The sequence below is a fragment of the Acinetobacter sp. 797_lipA genome, assembly GCF_058243025.1.
Genome location: NZ_JBZAYQ010000001.1, coordinates 1,600,841 through 1,616,827 on the forward strand (window position 1 = coordinate 1,600,841; position 15,987 = coordinate 1,616,827).

The 15,987-nt window shown below is 38.9% G+C and carries 19 protein-coding genes and 2 pseudogenes; 6 read left to right on the top strand and 15 right to left on the bottom strand.

The window, feature by feature from the left end; translation table 11 throughout:
• Positions 1-18 precede the first annotated feature (18 nt).
• From hscB to AC4CU2_RS07750, 6 genes are all read right to left on the bottom strand, one after another.
• Positions 19-534, bottom strand: coding sequence for a Fe-S protein assembly co-chaperone HscB (gene hscB, locus AC4CU2_RS07725; RefSeq protein ID WP_004697004.1), 516 nt, complete (start codon positions 532-534; stop codon positions 19-21).
• 120 nt (positions 535-654) lie between these two features.
• Positions 655-975 (bottom strand): iron-sulfur cluster assembly protein IscA, encoded by a 321-nt coding sequence (gene iscA / locus AC4CU2_RS07730; protein ID WP_004697006.1) that lies wholly within the window; start codon positions 973-975, stop codon positions 655-657.
• Positions 976-1,011: 36 nt separating this feature from the next.
• A complete protein-coding gene (iscU, locus tag AC4CU2_RS07735; RefSeq protein ID WP_004697007.1) occupies positions 1,012-1,398 on the bottom strand; it encodes a Fe-S cluster assembly scaffold IscU in 387 nt (128 codons plus the stop codon).
• A 104-nt stretch (positions 1,399-1,502) separates the two neighbouring features.
• Positions 1,503-2,720, bottom strand: a complete 1,218-nt coding sequence (locus tag AC4CU2_RS07740) for an IscS subfamily cysteine desulfurase (RefSeq protein WP_004697009.1) — start codon at positions 2,718-2,720, stop codon at positions 1,503-1,505.
• 1 nt (position 2,721) lies between these two features.
• Complete coding sequence (locus AC4CU2_RS07745; RefSeq protein WP_004697011.1) at positions 2,722-3,195, bottom strand: Rrf2 family transcriptional regulator; 474 nt, start codon at positions 3,193-3,195, stop codon at positions 2,722-2,724.
• 113 nt (positions 3,196-3,308) lie between these two features.
• Positions 3,309-3,956, bottom strand: coding sequence for a hypothetical protein (locus tag AC4CU2_RS07750; protein WP_062032765.1), 648 nt, complete (start codon positions 3,954-3,956; stop codon positions 3,309-3,311).
• A 193-nt stretch (positions 3,957-4,149) separates the two neighbouring features.
• On the opposite strand from AC4CU2_RS07750, the gene AC4CU2_RS07755 reads away from it, so the two are divergent.
• The 3 genes from AC4CU2_RS07755 to AC4CU2_RS07765 all read left to right on the top strand — a co-directional run bounded on the left by AC4CU2_RS07755 (position 4,150) and on the right by AC4CU2_RS07765 (position 7,055).
• Positions 4,150-4,617, top strand: a complete 468-nt coding sequence (locus tag AC4CU2_RS07755) for a phasin family protein (RefSeq protein WP_004984677.1) — start codon at positions 4,150-4,152, stop codon at positions 4,615-4,617.
• A gap of 168 nt (positions 4,618-4,785) precedes the next feature.
• A complete protein-coding gene (locus AC4CU2_RS07760) occupies positions 4,786-5,058 on the top strand; it encodes an HU family DNA-binding protein (protein ID WP_004697018.1) in 273 nt (90 codons plus the stop codon).
• A 131-nt stretch (positions 5,059-5,189) separates the two neighbouring features.
• Entirely contained in the window at positions 5,190-7,055 is a 1,866-nt protein-coding gene (locus AC4CU2_RS07765) for a SurA N-terminal domain-containing protein (RefSeq protein WP_490768573.1), read from the top strand.
• Positions 7,056-7,137: 82 nt separating this feature from the next.
• Here the strand turns inward: AC4CU2_RS07765 and AC4CU2_RS07770 are convergent, their stop codons facing one another.
• Positions 7,138-8,007 (bottom strand): DUF2797 domain-containing protein, encoded by an 870-nt coding sequence (locus tag AC4CU2_RS07770; protein ID WP_062032770.1) that lies wholly within the window; start codon positions 8,005-8,007, stop codon positions 7,138-7,140.
• Between the two features lie 34 nt (positions 8,008-8,041).
• On the opposite strand from AC4CU2_RS07770, the gene AC4CU2_RS07775 reads away from it, so the two are divergent.
• Positions 8,042-8,509 carry a DUF6231 family protein gene (locus AC4CU2_RS07775; RefSeq protein WP_201706547.1) on the top strand — a complete coding sequence of 156 codons (468 nt, stop codon included), beginning with the start codon at positions 8,042-8,044 and terminating at the stop codon, positions 8,507-8,509.
• A gap of 107 nt (positions 8,510-8,616) precedes the next feature.
• Positions 8,617-9,237, top strand: coding sequence for a YidB family protein (locus AC4CU2_RS07780; RefSeq protein ID WP_490768574.1), 621 nt, complete (start codon positions 8,617-8,619; stop codon positions 9,235-9,237).
• A 62-nt stretch (positions 9,238-9,299) separates the two neighbouring features.
• On the opposite strand, the gene AC4CU2_RS07785 is transcribed toward AC4CU2_RS07780, so the two are convergent.
• From AC4CU2_RS07785 to AC4CU2_RS07805, 5 genes and pseudogenes are all read right to left on the bottom strand, one after another.
• Positions 9,300-10,373 (bottom strand): porin, encoded by a 1,074-nt coding sequence (locus AC4CU2_RS07785; protein ID WP_490768575.1) that lies wholly within the window; start codon positions 10,371-10,373, stop codon positions 9,300-9,302.
• Between the two features lie 360 nt (positions 10,374-10,733).
• The gene (locus AC4CU2_RS07790; protein WP_279043757.1) at positions 10,734-11,147 is read right to left on the bottom strand and encodes an HIT family protein; all 414 of its coding nucleotides are present in this window, start codon (positions 11,145-11,147) and stop codon (positions 10,734-10,736) included.
• Positions 11,148-11,177: 30 nt separating this feature from the next.
• Positions 11,178-11,447 carry a YARHG domain-containing protein gene (locus AC4CU2_RS07795; RefSeq protein WP_004697032.1) on the bottom strand — a complete coding sequence of 90 codons (270 nt, stop codon included), beginning with the start codon at positions 11,445-11,447 and terminating at the stop codon, positions 11,178-11,180.
• Positions 11,448-11,869: 422 nt separating this feature from the next.
• On the bottom strand, positions 11,870-12,802 hold the full coding sequence (locus AC4CU2_RS07800) for an IS5-like element ISAha1 family transposase (RefSeq protein WP_234951019.1): 933 nt from the start codon (positions 12,800-12,802) through the stop codon (positions 11,870-11,872).
• A 56-nt stretch (positions 12,803-12,858) separates the two neighbouring features.
• Positions 12,859-13,170 (bottom strand): annotated as a pseudogene (locus AC4CU2_RS07805) (MFS transporter); the annotation flags it as partial.
• Between AC4CU2_RS07805 and AC4CU2_RS07810 the strand changes: the two are divergent.
• Positions 13,169-13,714: pseudogene (locus tag AC4CU2_RS07810) on the top strand (citrate/2-methylcitrate synthase); the annotation flags it as partial. The pseudogenes AC4CU2_RS07805 and AC4CU2_RS07810 overlap by 2 nt on opposite strands.
• A gap of 359 nt (positions 13,715-14,073) precedes the next feature.
• Here AC4CU2_RS07810 and AC4CU2_RS07815 read toward each other — a convergent pair.
• The 3 genes from AC4CU2_RS07815 to AC4CU2_RS07825 all read right to left on the bottom strand — a co-directional run bounded on the left by AC4CU2_RS07815 (position 14,074) and on the right by AC4CU2_RS07825 (position 15,956).
• A complete protein-coding gene (locus AC4CU2_RS07815; protein ID WP_004693358.1) occupies positions 14,074-14,700 on the bottom strand; it encodes a hypothetical protein in 627 nt (208 codons plus the stop codon).
• A 78-nt stretch (positions 14,701-14,778) separates the two neighbouring features.
• Complete coding sequence (locus tag AC4CU2_RS07820) at positions 14,779-15,261, bottom strand: CinA family protein (protein ID WP_490768576.1); 483 nt, start codon at positions 15,259-15,261, stop codon at positions 14,779-14,781.
• A 44-nt stretch (positions 15,262-15,305) separates the two neighbouring features.
• Complete coding sequence (locus AC4CU2_RS07825) at positions 15,306-15,956, bottom strand: A1S_1983 family putative colistin resistance protein (RefSeq protein ID WP_490768577.1); 651 nt, start codon at positions 15,954-15,956, stop codon at positions 15,306-15,308.
• Positions 15,957-15,987 lie beyond the last annotated feature (31 nt).

A 15,987-nucleotide genomic window follows, 5' to 3' on the forward strand; every position in this document is an offset into this window, starting at 1 on the left:
TCAAAAATTAAAAATAAGTTAAAATTCATCATCTAAATCAAAGCTATCGTCATCTTCAAAACGATCTTCAGCTTTATCTATGTCATGCATGACTTTTACAAAGAAGCGAAGTTTGCGGACATCATCACGTGCCTCGGCCCAATCTTCCTCTTCAAAATCAATTTTGAATTCGCGGACTAAACCATCAATCCATTGTTGAACGTCTAATTTGAGTGATTGTAATTCATCTGCTGAACGTGCTTCATCAAGTTGTTCACGGATTTCTAAGGCAGACTGGAGAAATTCAAAATCATTGATGGATTGATCAAGATGATAATCTTGTTTTTTTAATCCTAATAAATATCCTGCACGGCTATCAACCTGAGATAAAACTTTAAATGCTTGATTGATCTCACTTGATTTTATGAGGGCTTGATCTTTATCGAGAGCTTTATCTGGGTGATATTGTTGCTGCAACTTTAAAAATTCTGATTTTAAGGTTGCTAAATCAATATCGAGTGCTACTGGGAGGTTAAACAACTCAAAATGATTCATAGGAGAGGGATTCCGCGCTAAATTGGGGGGTCATTGCGAAAGCAAAAACACTCTATGTAAATGCAATTAAAACAGTGTGATACACACTGTTTTAATGTTGAAAAGCAAGTTAATGAACTGTTATACGGTGAAAGATTCACCACAGCCACATTCGCCTTTTTTGTTTGGGTTGTTAAACTCAAAGCCTTCGTTTAAACCATTTTTTACGTAGTCCATCTCCATACCATCGAGATAAACCAAGCTTTTTGGGTCTACAAATACTTTCACCCCAAACTGCTCAAAGGTGGTGTCATGTGCATCAATTGAATCGACAAATTCAAGCACATAAGCCAAACCAGAACAGCCTGAAGTTTTCACGCCAACGCGAATACCTTCACCCTTACCGCGATTTTTTAAATAATTGCTGATATGAGTTGCAGCATTTTCAGTTAAGTTGATCATGAAAACTCCCTAATCTTTCTTTAAAATGCGAAGCAATTAAGCTTTAGATTTTTTGCTGCGGTAGTCTTCAACAGCAGCTTTAATAGCATCTTCAGCCAGTACAGAACAGTGTACTTTTACTGGAGGAAGAGCAAGTTCAGTTGCGATATCAATGTTTTTGATCGCTTGAGCTTGATCTAAAGTTTTGCCTTTTAGCCATTCAGTCACTAAAGAGCTTGATGCAATAGCAGAGCCACAACCATAAGTTTTGAAACGTGCTTCTTCAATCACACCGTTGTCATCTACTTGAATCTGTAAACGCATAACGTCGCCACATGCAGGTGCTCCGACCATACCTGTACCTACGTTTTCAGCATTTTTGTCTAATACACCTACATTACGAGGGTTTTCGTAATGGTCAATTACTTTTTCACTATAAGCCATGATGCGTCTCCAAACCTCGGGGTCAGCGTTAATATTAAATATGGGGTCAAAACTTGATTTTTCAATGAAGCCATCCAGTATGTGGATGACTTCAATAGGAAAAATTAGTGTTCAGCCCACTCAACTGTAGAAAGGTCGATACCGTCTTTGTACATGTCCCAAAGTGGAGAAAGTTCACGAAGTTTCTCGACCGCAGAACGCGTCACTGTAAGTACATGGTCAATGTCTGCTTCAGTGGTGTATTTACCAAAACTGAAACGAATTGAACTGTGCGCAAGTTCGTCAGACAAACCTAGTGCACGTAATACATAAGAAGGTTCTAATGTTGCTGAAGTACAAGCTGAACCCGAAGATACAGCAGCGTCTTTCAGCGACATCATTAACGATTCACCTTCAACAAAGTTGAAACTTACGTTTAAGTAGTTCGCAACGTTTTGTGTTGGGTGGCCGTTTAAGAAAATTTGTTCTAAGTCTTGTAAGCCATTCCAAAGCTTGTCACGAAGTACGCGAATGCGTGCTTGTTCAGAAGCTAAGTTTTTACCTGCAAGTTCAAATGCTTCACCCATACCAACGATTTGGTGTGTTGCAAGTGTACCAGAACGCATACCGCGTTCATGACCACCACCATGCATTTGCGCTTTTAAACGAACACGTGGAGTACGACGTACATAGAGTGCGCCAATACCTTTAGGGCCATAAATTTTATGAGCAGAGAAGCTCATAAGGTCAACTTTCATGGTTGAAAGGTCAATTTCAACTTTACCTGCAGCTTGCGCCGCATCGACATGGAAGAAGATCTTGTGTGCACGAGTAATTTCACCAATTGCCGCAACATCGGTCACAGAACCAATTTCGTTGTTTACCATCATAAGTGAAACAAGAATAGTGTCTGGACGAATAGCTGCTTCAACCATTTCAGGGGTAATTAGACCCGTGTTTGGAAGTGGCTCAAGGTAAGTGATTTCAAAACCTTCAGACTCAAGCTCACGGCAAGTGTCTAAAATAGCTTTGTGTTCAATTTTACTTGTAATAATGTGCTTGCCTTTAGACGCATAGAATTGTGCTACGCCTTTAAGAGCTAAGTTATCTGATTCAGTTGCACCTGAAGTCCAAACGATTTCGCGTGGATCTGCTTTGATCAAGTTCGCAACTTGTTCACGTGCATATTCTACTTTTTCTTCTGCCTGCCAACCGTAAGCATGAGAACGAGATGCTGGGTTGCCAAATGTGCCGTCAAATGTCAGACATTCCATCATGCGTTCAGCGACTTGCGGGTCTACAGGAGTTGTTGCTGCATAATCAAGATAAATTGGACGTTTCATGTCAAATACCTGTTACCGATAAAAGGGCTGAATCTGAAGGTGCTGTATTTTGGCGAATGGCAACTTTTTGAACGTTGTCACGTGCTACAAGGTCAGCAAGAGTGATTTTAGCGAGATAGTCGGCAATGTGATGGGAGAGTTCTTGCCATAAATCGTGAGTTAAGCACATTGCGCCATTTTGGCAGTTGCCTTTGTGGTCACAGCGAGTGGCATCAACTGTTTCGTTTACAGCTTCAATAACTGCTAATACCGTGATTTCATCAGCGCGACGAGCTAAGTGGTAACCACCGTTGGCACCACGAATACTAGAAACTAAGCCGTGGCGCTTTAATTTCGCAAATAACTGTTCAAGATAAGCAACAGAGATAGTTTGACGAGCTGCAATTTCTGCAAGCGTGATCGTTTGTTCAGTTGGCTGCAAAGCTAAATCAAGTAGAGCAGTCACTGCGTAGCGTCCGCGAGTTGTTAAGCGCATGATTCGATACACATGATTAGACTAGATGTGCCGATTTTAAGAATCCTGACTAAAATAGTCAAGTTTTTTTAATAGGGATTGTGCGTATTTAATTTGCTTGAAATATTATGTAGTTATGCAAGCCAAATATTATATACCAATAAGCTAATCAAAAGTATAGAAAACACAAAAAATGTGACATTTATACGTTTTTGACGTTGCTCGATACGGCGGATACGATTTTTGTATTGTTTCACTTCAACCTGTAGAGTGTTGATTTTAGAACGTTGTTCTTCAATTTTCTCTAAAAGTGGTGCAATGCGCTTTTTAGATGCAACCACATTTTGCGGATCAGTTGGTTCAGTTAACCAGTTTTTCCAATCGGCAAGAACTTTAGGTGCACTAAAATGTAAAATTAAATCTCGGAACTCATCTTTTAAGGTGATATCACCATCAATACGCATGGTTTTAATACTACGACGGTTTCCAAAGACGAAAATTTTAATTAAATCCATCAATGTGGTGCGTACATCTAAGTCGACTGGTTTTTCGGGGGCTTTGGCGTCAAATAAAACACCTCGAGCGGTAAAGGTGATATAGAAGTCGAAATAAGGCAGGTAGCTATTTATTTTAATCGCAATATTTTGCTCAACAAACTTTTTACAGTGAAGTGCAACCACACGGTCGTGTTTTAAAATAAGAGAAAAGATCGTCTCAAGAACAATCATCACCATAGTGAGTAGCATATGTGTTTGATTGTGTTCTTTTTGAGAATCACTCATAAGTAGTAACCTAAATCCTGACCTGAAATGAGCATCCTGCTCGAAAAAACTTCAGACTTAAAAATAAAAATGTAATAAAGATGCTTTGTAGAACAGTTTTACAAATCGATCAAGTCTAATATTTGCTAGTATAGTGCAATCTATAAGATTTTTTGGATGTTTTTGCACATAAATCATGCAGGAGATGGTGCTAATGGAAAAAGCAGATATAGAGTTAGATGATATTTCGCAAGAAGATGAAACACTAAAAAAAACAAAAACTAAGCATCATTTTCACCGTAAAAATAGTTTGGATTTTAGAAAGTATACCAAGCAAATCTGGTTAGCCGGTTTGGGTGCTTTTTCACGTGCAGAGGAAGAGGGGAATAAATTATTTGACTCCTTGGTCCAAGTCGGCGAAGAGTTAGAATCTAAAACCACTGAAATTGCTGACCAAACGGTTGAAAAGGTATCTGAAAAAGCGCGTGAATCGGTGACGGATACTAAAGACAAGGTTGAGAAGATTGTAGATCGTGGGGTAAATCACTCCTTAAACAGGATTGGATTGGTCACGGTTAAAGACATTCAGTACTTAGAAAACCTGATTCTTCAACTGAATGATAAAATCGATGTTTTGATTGAAGAAAATAAGAAGTTAAACGAAAAAGTGAATAAAAAGTGATCTGGTTGTGCTTTTGTACCTTTTTCAACGTTTTTTTGTGATTTATTTTCCAAAAAAGCATATACAGAGTATTGCGTTTTCACCTAAAGCATTGCTATAAAGGCGTTACGGTAATTTATACTAAATTTTTGGACCTTAAATAAACGATATTAAGAGGACGCGATCCACATGAATAAATCAGAATTAATTGATGCAATTGCAGAGAAAGGGGGATTGTCTAAGACTGATGCTGGTAAGGCCTTAGACGCTACAATTGCTTCAATCACTGAAGCGCTTAAGTCTGGTGATACAGTTACACTTGTTGGTTTTGGTACTTTCAACGTGAAAGAACGTGCTGCACGTACTGGCCGTAACCCACAAACTGGTGCTACTTTAGAAATTAAAGCAAGCAAAGTACCAAGCTTCAAAGCTGGTAAAGGTTTAAAAGATTCTGTTGCTTAATCTTTTAAATAAATACTAAACGCGCCTTTTCGGCGCGTTTTTTATTAAACATTAGAAAATGTGTCGATAACACATTCATTCATTGCTGCTTTTCAGTTAAAATCTCGGGCAAATAAAATATTGGAATACTTATGGAATCTTTTCGTAAAGTTATTAAGGGTTGGTTGGGCAAGGCTTTGCTCATTTTGTTTTTGACCCCTTTAGCACTTGTAGGTATTGAAGGATATTTTAGTAGCGGATCAAAAGACGCTGTGAAATCAGTCAATGGCCAAGATATTTCTGAAAAGGAATTAGAGACCTTAACCGCTTCCTTTAAAGAACAATTCTTAGCTTATGCCAATGGGGATGAAACTTTACTCAACCAAAGCTTTATTAAAGATAAAGCGATGGATCAACTGATCGCAAATACTTTGTTATTGCAACAGGCTGAAAAGCTGGGCATTTCACTCAGTGATACTCAAATTGAACAGATGATTGCTCAACAGCCAAGTTTTCAAGAAAATGGAAAATTTTCAGAAACGCGTTATTCAAGCTATTTACAGTCTGTGGGTATGAGTAGTGATGCGCTCGTTGCAAACTTACGTCAAGACCATGCATTAAAAATGATGCGTTCGACTTTTGTTGATTATGCATTGGTGAGTAAACTAGATATTCAACAAATTGCTAACTTACAAACAGAACAGCGTACTTTGCAGTTTGCCAATGTAAATCTTGATGAATATAAAAAGAACGTCAAGGTTTCAGCACAAGAGATTGAAAACTATTACAAGCAACACCCAGCAATGTTTAAACAAGTGGCAAGTGTGGATGTTGACTATGTATTGTTAGCACCAGCCAATGTTCCTGCAGCTGCTTCACCTGTCACAGATGCGGAGTTGCAGCAAGCCTATACACAGTTTGTTGAAGCACAAAAAGATAATGTTGCGCCTTTGGTTAAACATATTCTGATTACGACGGATGCACGTACAGATGCTGAAGCGAAAAAACGTGCAGAAGAAGTTGTGGCAAAAATTAAAGCAGGCACAAGCTTTGCTGCAGCTGCGGCTCAATACTCTGAAGATACTGCATCTAAAGCGAATGGTGGTGCTTTAGCAGTTTATAACAAAGGCACTTTTGGTGATGCTTTTGACCAAGCTGTAGCATCACTTAAATCAGGTCAAGTGTCAGCGCCTGTAAAAACTGAATTTGGTTACCATGTCATTGAAACTGATGCGCCAGCTGTGAAGTTGCCATCTTTTGAAAATGAAAAAGCACGTTTGACGGCGGAAGTTCAAAAGAATAAAACAGCCAATGCATTCTCTGATACTGTAAACAGTTTAAATGAACTGGTTGTAGACTCAGATGCTTTAGATGTGGTGTCTCAAGAAGTTAAAGGTGTACAAGTTCAAACTGTAAAAGGCATGACCTTATCTACACAGCATCCTGTATTAAGTAATGCTGCGGTAAAAGTGAAACTGTTTAACGATGACGTTAAAAACGGTGATCGTAACGTGACCAGCAGCATTCAACTTCCGAATGGGGATGTGGTTTGGGCAAAAGTACGTGATTATCATGCGGCAGGTGTCCAAACGCTTCAAGAAGCAACACCACGTGTGAAAGCAAAATTGGTTGAACAAAAAGCTTATGATGCTGCTAAAGCCAAAATTGCTCAAAGTTTAAAAGACTTTAAAACTCAACCAGCAGTATCTGTTGTTGCCAAGAGCGGTTTGACCTTTACTCCACCGCAAGTGTTTATTCGTTCACAAGGCTTACCACGTGCAGTTGAGCGTGCGGTGTTTAGCCAAGCGGCACCAAAAGCAGGACAGTGGTCTGTAACAACAGCATTATTGCCAACAGAAATGGTGGTGGTAGCGGTATCAAACGTAAACAAGACGACGTCTAGTGCGTTGACGGATGAGCAATTGGCTGAGCTTTCGAAGTTATATCAACAACTTCGTGGTCAGCAAGAAGCTGAAGATTATGTGCAATACTTAAAAGCACATGCAAAAATTAAATAATCGTATGACATAAAAAAACCTGCATTCGTGCAGGTTTTTTTATGTGTGTAGATAAACAAATTTTATTTAAGGATAAACAGGCTTAGGCACGAATTTTGAGTTCATAACCTGAATATTTGCGAATATTAATCACGCCTGTATCTAAAATCAGGTACTGACCTTTAATCCCTTGTAACTTACCGCGAATAACTGGGGTTTTATCCAGATTGTGGGATTTAATTTTCTCAGGATATTGCTCAACTGGATAAACAAACTCGCGTGGCAGTTCAGTTTCCAAAAGCTCAACCGTTTCATTGAATTCAAGATTTTGACTAAATTCCTCACGAATGGTTTGGATTTTAGGTGCAAACTCTTCAATGAGTTGTTCGCGAACTTCAATCAAGTCGAGTGGTTCAGCTTCGCCTTTGAGTAATTTGCGCCAATCGGTTTTGTCTGCCACTTGTGTGCCAAACATAATTTCGAGCTGGCCTGAAAGACGACGCGAACCGACTTTCATAATTGGAAGGGCTTGGGTTGCACCTTGATCGAGCCAACGGGTTGGCATTTGGCTAATCCGTGTAATCCCAACTTTTAGGGCACTTGAGTTGGCTAAATAAACAATATGTGGCTGGAAACAAACTTCATGCGCGAAGCTGTCCTCTCGGCAGGTGCCTAAGTGGTAGTGACAAGTTTCAGGTTTCATAATACACATGTCACAAGAAGCTTTGGTTTTAAAGCACTTGAAGCAATGGCCTTGTGAAAACGATTTAGAGGTTTTCGTACCACATGAAACACAGAAGATTTTACCAGTCCATTCAATCTCAATTTCTTGACCCAAGTTAAAAGGAAGGTCAACTTCTGAACGATCTAGGATAAATTTATATTCAACATTTGCCTTGTGTGTATGTTGATCAGTTACACTAAGGTCCTTAAGACCTGCATGCATTTTATGGCAAATGCCTTGAAGTTCCATACAGAATTACTCACTCAATATTAAGGATGCGGTTATGGCTGAACTGAACGTCATTACTTCTATGCTAGACGATTTATCTCAAGAACAGCCTATTTCAACTGCATTGTGCATTGGGCAGGATCTCAGCCCAAATCATCATCAATCTATTCAATGGCAATATTTTAGCGTATCTGACTTTTTAAGTCTGCCTTTTACCCAGCGCTATGATTTAGGTTTTGTGTTTTTTGACACGGCAGAAATGCAAAATATAAGCTCACAACAAAAATCACAACTATTGGTGCGTTTAAGAGATTTGATGGCAAAGCGTATTGTGGTGGTGAGTCAATTGCAGGATGAACAACTGCTTCGTGCTTTAGGTTTTACGCAGCTAATCGATAAAACGACGCATGGTAAAAACTTTGCTTTATGGCAATTTAATATTTTGACCTATAAGCATGTGCCTGACTGGTTCAATTCAAAATTTTGGGCGAATCCTGAAAACTGGAATAAATTCCGTTGGTGATTCGACTGCGACTGTATTTTTCCATTTATAGCAAAAATTAACAATTTATCTCTATAGGGTTTTTTTAAACATCGTATGCTGTTTAAAAACCTAGACGGGATAAAGTGATGACGAACCTTAATAATATTATAGAAATTTTGGCAAAGCAGGCCATGGGCGGTCAGCAACAGCCAAATCAGCAAAGTGGTTTGGGTGGGATTTTGGGTTCGGTGCTTGGGCAACTCGGAGCGGGTGGTACGAGCCAAACACAACAGGGTGGTCTGGGTGATATTTTAGGCTCGGTGTTGGGTGGTTTGACTGGTGGGCAGTCGCAGCAGGCGCCAAACTCGCAGAATTCAGGATTCGCAGGCGGTGGAAAAAGTTTATTGATTGCGGTATTGCCTTTGATTTTGGCATGGATTCAACAGCAAGGTGGTTTGCAGGCAGCTTTAGATAAACTCAAAGGGCAGGGTTTAAGTAGTCAGGTTGAAGACTGGGTTTCAACAGGACCAGGGGAGAATGCCAGTGTAAATCCAGAACAAGTGCAAAACTTGTTTGATGATGCCGCGGTGGAGCAAGTTGCAGAGCAAGCGAATGCACCTAAACAAGATGTATATAGTGCTATTTCACAAGTGTTACCGCAAATTATTGATTCACTTACCCCGCAAGCAGGACAAACTAATCCTCAAGAAGCCAACGCGGATATTCAACAGGTATTGAATTTAGTTTCCGGCTTCTTAAAACGCTAAATTTAAGAAAAAATAAAAGGGCATAAGCCCTTTTATTTTTAGAATTCACTTTAATCTTAAGATTAGAAGTTATATTCCATTCCTAAACCAAATACTGTTTTGTTATCTTCTTCAAGATCTACACCAGTAATATCAAGTTTCTGTTGTGCAAGCACACCGTAGAAACGAGTTTGTTTATTTAAGTTGTAGTCAACACCGATACCATATTGGTCAATGGTGATATCATTAAATGCATCAGCTGTAGTTTCAGCAGTTTGGTATTGAGCTTTAACAACCCATGGTGTGTTGCCAACTTTATATGTTGAGCTAATTAACCATGCTTTCTCTTCAAGACCTTCTAAGCCATTAATATCATCAGTAGGTTCAGCTTGTTGATAAAGAGCACCTAACACTAGACCATTTGCGCCGATTTTACTAAAATCGTAAGAACCAGTTACGCGTACAGCATCTGAATATAGTTTTTTATCATCTAATCCAGCGTATTTACCTTGAACGCCAAAGTTACCAGCTAGTGCAAGAGCAACACCAACCTCTTTATTTTCATAAGTTAAAGAAGTAGAGATGGAATCACCAAACCCATCACGTTTTCCTTTTTGACCAGATGTGGCATAGTCTTTAGTTGCATCTTCACCTTGTTGCGCGAGGATATTAAATTGTAAACCACCTAGCATTTTCTTGTCTGTTTCAAACCCGATAGAGTTTTTAAGACGATCTTCACCATACATCGTGTTTGTGATATCAAGGGTGTGATCATTAAAGATATCTTGATATTTTCCAGCAGCATCTTTGAAATAAGAGTCAAAAAAACCAGCTTTTAAAGTACCTACATTTGTAAACTTTAAACCACCAAAAAGATTACGTTTTTTGAAAGTTTGAGCATCACTTTCATCACCATCTGCACTGATTTCCCATTCAGCCACATAAACTGCTGACACATTGTCAGTTAATTTTTCTTCGCCTTTAACCCCAATACGAGAAGCGTTAGAATTTAGTTCAGTGAAATCTTCATCTTTTTCAAAATCATTATTTTGAATTTGATCAACTGATAGATTGATCTTACCATATAAAGTTGGTGCTGCTTGTGCTGCGCTTACACCCATTGCTGCAACAGTAGCTGCTAGAAGCAATTTTTTCATCAAGATTTCTCCAAAACACTTTTAAAAATGGCATTCGCCTTGCTTTCTTATTTAGTTAGCTTGTGTACAAAAAGTTACACAAGCTCACCAACTTGCTAAGCAGTATCTGCAAACTTTGTGACATTGAAGTGAAGAAAAAATTACAATTTGATGACGGGTAATAAAATGTAATAAATAGACGTCTTGCGTTAGTCACGTTTTAAGCACCCGAAAGCTATATTTTATGAGGTTTTAGCCAATTCAAAAATTAGATAAAAATATACTTTCGCAAGAGGTCTAATAATTGTGATTTATTTTTAAGTATTTTAATTGTATTTAAATAAAAAAAGGAGCCGAAGCTCCTTGATTGAATGGATGGAATTACAAAGCAGCGCGAATTTTTTCTGCTTGTGCTTTGATTTTTTCTTGATCACCCATTTGTAACGCATGCTTACCTAGCTCATGTACCGAACTCGGAATGAGGTGGAAATGTACATGGGGAACGGTTTGCCCAGCAGCCGCTCCAGACAATTGCATGAGCACAATGCCTTTGGCATCCAAACCGACTTCAATGGCTTTTGCTACTTTTTGTACCACTTGAATGGTGTAGGCAGCAGTATCGGCAGGGAGGTCGAGTAAAGTCACCGCAGGTGTTTTGGGTATGACTAAAGTATGACCGTCTGCTTGAGGCATAATATCCATGAATGCAAGAACTTGGTCATCTTCATATACTTTAATGGCTGGAAGTTCACCACGTAAAATCCGTGCAAAAATGTTTTGCTCATCGTAAGCCATGTCTATTCCTTAAGTTTCGCTTAAACTGATTTACTTACAGTTCAATTCTTTTTGACGTTCTTTAATGGCGTCAAGACGTTGTTGCTCTTTTTCAGAGAATTTCGGTTTAGTGGTGTAGCAATTATCATTGCCAAATTTTGCTTTCGCTTCAGGGTCCTTAAAACAGAAACCTTTAGATGCATAAATGACATCATGATCATCTTTTAATTTTTGACACTCTTGCTCAGGTGATGCCGCAAAACTTTGCGCCCCGATTAATGTTGCAAGACTGGCAAAAACCGCTACAGTCAACTTTTTCATGAGAATTTCCTCAGTTTGTAACATTGTATGTAGTCACGCTATTACTTTATAGGGGTTTGTTCTGTTTATTCAATGGTGAGTTCTTACTCAATTGTAATTTTACTTCATAATTGCTGCATATAATACATAAAATTTATATATATCAATTGCTTTCTAAATAGCAGATAGAAATGGATATTTCAGTTTTTTATGTAATTTAGCCTATTTTTACAACTTTTTTTAGGCTCTAACACTTTTAAATTTCATTGAGAGGGCCACCGTGCTCCAGTGCGTCAGCTTCTTTAACCTTTAATGTTCGCCTCATCTCAAATGCTATTTCAGGCATTTTTATATGATTAGCAATGAATTTTTTAAGTTATTCATTTCTTTCGGCTTTGTTGCACAAACATTCAAAAGCTAAACTTCTTCCAAGTTATCTAAATTTAAGTGGCAACTTGGGTGTGAGGTCGGCCTAAATCTGTAAATTTATTTAATACGGCCACACGTGCATGAATCTCATTGACTTGGCTTTGAAAGTTTCTCGCACGGAGTTTATCGCCTAATAATTTGATGCAATGCATCTTAGTTTCAACCAAACTTCGCCGATGATAGCCTGACCAATTTTTCCATATTGTTCTTCCTAAACGTTTAACTGTTCGAAGTAATTCATTTCGCTCTAGCGAGCTGGTCTTTGTATCTTTACAAGGTTTCGCATTTTTTCTTGGCGGAATCACCGCATGTGCTTGTCGGTCTGCAATTACTTGACGGCATTGCTTGGTGTCATAAGCCCCATCAGTATAGACAGAGTCAATCTGCTCATCTTGTGGAATCTGATCGAGTAAATCACCAAGCACTTGTGAATCACTCACATTATTTGTAGTGAGTTGAATAGCGCGTATTTGAAGGGTTTCAGCATCTATACCAATATGAAGTTTACGCCATTGGCGACGATATTCAGGTTGGTGTTTCTTACGCTTCCATTCACCTTCGCCTAGAAACTTTAAGCCAGTAGAATCGACGAGTAGCTGGAGACCATTACTGCTTTTTTGATAGTTAATTGCAATATCAATATGCTTTTGTCTTCTGCAGATGGTGGAATAGTCTGGTGCTGTCCAATCTAATCTACAAAGATGAATGAGACTTTGCACAAAGCCAGTGACCATGCGTAAAGAAAGACGAAATAAGGATTTGATCATTAAACAGCATTGGATGGCTGTATCTGAATAAGTTTGATTTCGACCATGTTTACCTTTGGGTTGAGCGTACCATTGCGTCTTGGGATCAAACCAAATTGAGAGATTTCCTCGATTTATTAATGCACTGTTATAAGAAGACCAATTGGTTGTACGATAGATTTTAGGTGTGGGCTTATTCATTTGAGAATTATATTGTGGAATAAGCCTTTAGAGATAGGTTTGTGCAACAAAGCCTGTGAATGAATAAAAGCGTCTGAAGCTGCTTGTTTAAGCTCTTGCATCAACGCTGGGTCCAAATGTCGAAGCAGTGAGATCGCTTCACCAATTGAAGAGCTTGCCTCAGTAAGCATATTTGCAGGTAGCATCTCTGGTAAAACAATAGCTTGGGCATAGAATAATGAAAGTAACAATCCAAAAATAGCAACTCCCAAACCAGCCCCGAGCTCATAAGCCATACCCTCAATAGCTCCAGCTGCGGTTGCTTTTTCAGGGGAAACGGCAGACATAATAGCTGCTGTAGAAGACAGTAATGCAATTTCAACACTGATATGCGCATCCACCTTATCCGATATGCATTCATGTATTACTGGTGCAATTGGTTCACTGCGTGGTCCATTACACGGTGGAGCAAACGAAGCTGCGATGGAAATGATTGAGAACTGGACGTCCCCTGAAGAAGCTGAGCGAGAAATGCTGGGCAAATTAGAACGTAAAGAAAAGATCATGGGCTTTGGACATGCAATCTACAAAGACAACGACCCACGTAATGGCATCATCAAAATTTGGTCAGAGCGCTTAGCGAAAGATGTCGGTGACACGGTCCTGTACCCAGTATCAGTACGTTGTGAAGAAGTGATGTGGCGTGAAAAGAAATTATTCTGTAACGCAGACTTCTTCCATGCATCGGCTTACCACTTCATGGATATTGCGACCAAACTCTTCACACCCATCTTCGTGATGAGCCGTGTGACAGGTTGGGCAGCGCATGTGATGGAACAACGTGCGGACAACCGTATTATTCGCCCAAGTGCGGACTATACAGGGCCTGAACTGCGTAAAGTGGCGCCAATTGAAGAACGTTCAGCGGTTTAATATAAAGCTCTGATATATTATAAAAAAGCCTCTTCGGAATAGTGCCAGTCAGTAAAGGGTTTTAGAAGTAAAGCCCTTAGCTTTTTAGTTATGCACGACGGCGTCTTATATTTTTAAATCATATACTTGGAGTTCATCTATTACTTTGGATAAGCCCAAAGTAATCAAAAGCATTTGTCATCCGCAAAACTCGCCAAATCCATTTTATTGATTAATTAATCGCAGAAAACTTACTTTTTTAAAATAGTTTTGCCTCGAACAGTTGCGGATGACGTTTCCGTGTATCGAATAACATCATGAATTTTAAAATAAAATCCCAGTCAGTTTCTTCACTGACTGTCATTACCTCTTCTGAGGCTTTATTTTTTAGGCATCAATAAAACAGGATCTTCAATGTTATAACCTGTTTCAAAAGGAATCCCGAGATATTGAACAGTCACCAACGTTTTTTGTTGATTAGGAACTTTATAGCTTTGCGAAATGCGCAGCCCATTTTTATAGTCTACCGCCTTGTGTATGGGACTTTTCAAATTGTTGTATTTCACTTGATATTGATAGCTAAACTTCGGGATGGAGACTTTAGGGTCATACCAAGAGGGTTCTTTTGAAGTCTTTTTACTGATGACTTGAATTTTAACCTGCTTGGGTGGAATTGGCGTTAAAGCTTTGAGTTGTTTTTTTATTTTTGCAATGTCACGGTCAAACTTCTGGCTGTCTTGATCATAGTCAATTTTTTGAGTTTTTGGATTGATATATAAAGACTTTACTTCAATCAGCTTGGAGGGTGTTTTGCTGTTGAGTTGATAATAATACAATTGTGGCAAACGACCACGACCATCTAAATAATGTCGCATCACATAAATTTTTTGATCAGCTTGGTCAAGACCTAAAACTTCAATATTTTGTGGTCCCCCTACAGTTGCAAAACTGTGGCTTGAAAAAAGTAAGGTGCTGAAAAGTAGAGGATGGATTATTTTCATCATCATGAGGCGCTCCACATTTTTATTGATTATGGTTCAGTTTAAAGGCTCTAAATGTAGAAAAATCAAATTTAGTGTAAAGATTTAAGCATTTTGAACACGTTCAATGACCATTTGAGCGACGTTTTTCGTAAGTTGATCAAGTCGCTCAAGCGCACTGCCTAGTAGTAAATAATGGTAAGTGCTTAAACTGTTTTGATAATGAATGGCAATATAAAAGGTGCCTTCAGGTTTTTCAGGCGTCGCACTTCCACCAGGTTTGAGCAGCCCTGTACACGAGACAATAATATCGGCATAACGAAATAGTCGATGACCGTAAAGCGCCATAGCTTCAGTGACTTCAATCGACTCTGCTGTATACTGCTGAATAAGTGCAGGATCAATCTTTAAAATTTCACATTTGATACTGGGGTCATAACTCACCAGTCCACCGAGTAAAATGTCAGCTCCGCTATGTTTATAAATCGAAAATTGACTGGATAGATAACCTGAACTGGCACTTTCGATAAAGGCAATGGTCAATTTTTTCTGTTCTAGGAGGTTGCAGCATTGCTTGAGTACTTGCACGACTTTAGCCTCTCGATGTCCATTATTTTGATCTGTTTGCCAGCTTAGTCATAAACACGGTACACACCGACAAAACGACTACATGCTTTACTTTCACTTTTTACAGAAAGAATGGCTTTTTGAAAGTTGAACTGGTAGTGGCAGTTATTTTCATTGTCCGTAATGTTTTGCTTTTGGTCTGGTGTGGTATAGGCCAAAAACGAAATAGTTTGAGTTTCTATGCGGTTATTGGGACTACGATATGCAACACCTTCAATCTTAATTTTATCTTTAGACAGTTGATGCACTTGTAGGTGCACAGCTTGTTTGGCAATGGCCCCATGTTCAAACTTTAAATAGTGTTGGGTCAAACTTTGATTCAACGATGTATAGAAGTTCAGATCATCAATTCTAAAGTCCATCTGCTGCTGATAGCATGCTAAGGATTTACACTGCTGTAGGCGGCTTAGCCATAGCTGATGGGTATCGACCAATAAACGCTGCGGCGCATCACTGATTAAAAAAGCAGTCATGGATTGCGTGTCTAATTTTTGTCGAATGTCCTTGAATTGATCAGTACAGATCTTTTTAAGGCTAGATGAAGTCGGATCATCACAGTCAATGACTTGAGCATAACTAAAGCTGGTACAAAGACAACTTAGACACACTAAAATACTAAATTTTTTCATAAGTTTTATGTCGGTTTTCAACAGCATGATCGCTTATACTTTCACTATGTTGCGCTGC

What these genes read in the sequence shown, in the direction of transcription:
- hscB (WP_004697004.1), bottom strand. Translation starts at nt 534, where the DNA reads ATGAATCATTTTGAGTTGTTTAACCTCCCAGTAGCACTCGATATTGAT.
- iscA (WP_004697006.1), bottom strand. Translation starts at nt 975, where the DNA reads ATGATCAACTTAACTGAAAATGCTGCAACTCATATCAGCAATTATTTA.
- iscU (WP_004697007.1), bottom strand. Translation starts at nt 1,398, where the DNA reads ATGGCTTATAGTGAAAAAGTAATTGACCATTACGAAAACCCTCGTAAT.
- AC4CU2_RS07740 (WP_004697009.1), bottom strand. Translation starts at nt 2,720, where the DNA reads ATGAAACGTCCAATTTATCTTGATTATGCAGCAACAACTCCTGTAGAC.
- AC4CU2_RS07745 (WP_004697011.1), bottom strand. Translation starts at nt 3,195, where the DNA reads ATGCGCTTAACAACTCGCGGACGCTACGCAGTGACTGCTCTACTTGAT.
- AC4CU2_RS07750 (WP_062032765.1), bottom strand. Translation starts at nt 3,956, where the DNA reads ATGAGTGATTCTCAAAAAGAACACAATCAAACACATATGCTACTCACT.
- AC4CU2_RS07755 (WP_004984677.1), top strand. Translation starts at nt 4,150, where the DNA reads ATGGAAAAAGCAGATATAGAGTTAGATGATATTTCGCAAGAAGATGAA.
- AC4CU2_RS07760 (WP_004697018.1), top strand. Translation starts at nt 4,786, where the DNA reads ATGAATAAATCAGAATTAATTGATGCAATTGCAGAGAAAGGGGGATTG.
- AC4CU2_RS07765 (WP_490768573.1), top strand. Translation starts at nt 5,190, where the DNA reads ATGGAATCTTTTCGTAAAGTTATTAAGGGTTGGTTGGGCAAGGCTTTG.
- AC4CU2_RS07770 (WP_062032770.1), bottom strand. Translation starts at nt 8,007, where the DNA reads ATGGAACTTCAAGGCATTTGCCATAAAATGCATGCAGGTCTTAAGGAC.
- AC4CU2_RS07775 (WP_201706547.1), top strand. Translation starts at nt 8,042, where the DNA reads ATGGCTGAACTGAACGTCATTACTTCTATGCTAGACGATTTATCTCAA.
- AC4CU2_RS07780 (WP_490768574.1), top strand. Translation starts at nt 8,617, where the DNA reads ATGACGAACCTTAATAATATTATAGAAATTTTGGCAAAGCAGGCCATG.
- AC4CU2_RS07785 (WP_490768575.1), bottom strand. Translation starts at nt 10,373, where the DNA reads ATGAAAAAATTGCTTCTAGCAGCTACTGTTGCAGCAATGGGTGTAAGC.
- AC4CU2_RS07790 (WP_279043757.1), bottom strand. Translation starts at nt 11,147, where the DNA reads ATGGCTTACGATGAGCAAAACATTTTTGCACGGATTTTACGTGGTGAA.
- AC4CU2_RS07795 (WP_004697032.1), bottom strand. Translation starts at nt 11,447, where the DNA reads ATGAAAAAGTTGACTGTAGCGGTTTTTGCCAGTCTTGCAACATTAATC.
- AC4CU2_RS07800 (WP_234951019.1), bottom strand. Translation starts at nt 12,802, where the DNA reads ATGAATAAGCCCACACCTAAAATCTATCGTACAACCAATTGGTCTTCT.
- AC4CU2_RS07815 (WP_004693358.1), bottom strand. Translation starts at nt 14,700, where the DNA reads ATGATGATGAAAATAATCCATCCTCTACTTTTCAGCACCTTACTTTTT.
- AC4CU2_RS07825 (WP_490768577.1), bottom strand. Translation starts at nt 15,956, where the DNA reads ATGCTGTTGAAAACCGACATAAAACTTATGAAAAAATTTAGTATTTTA.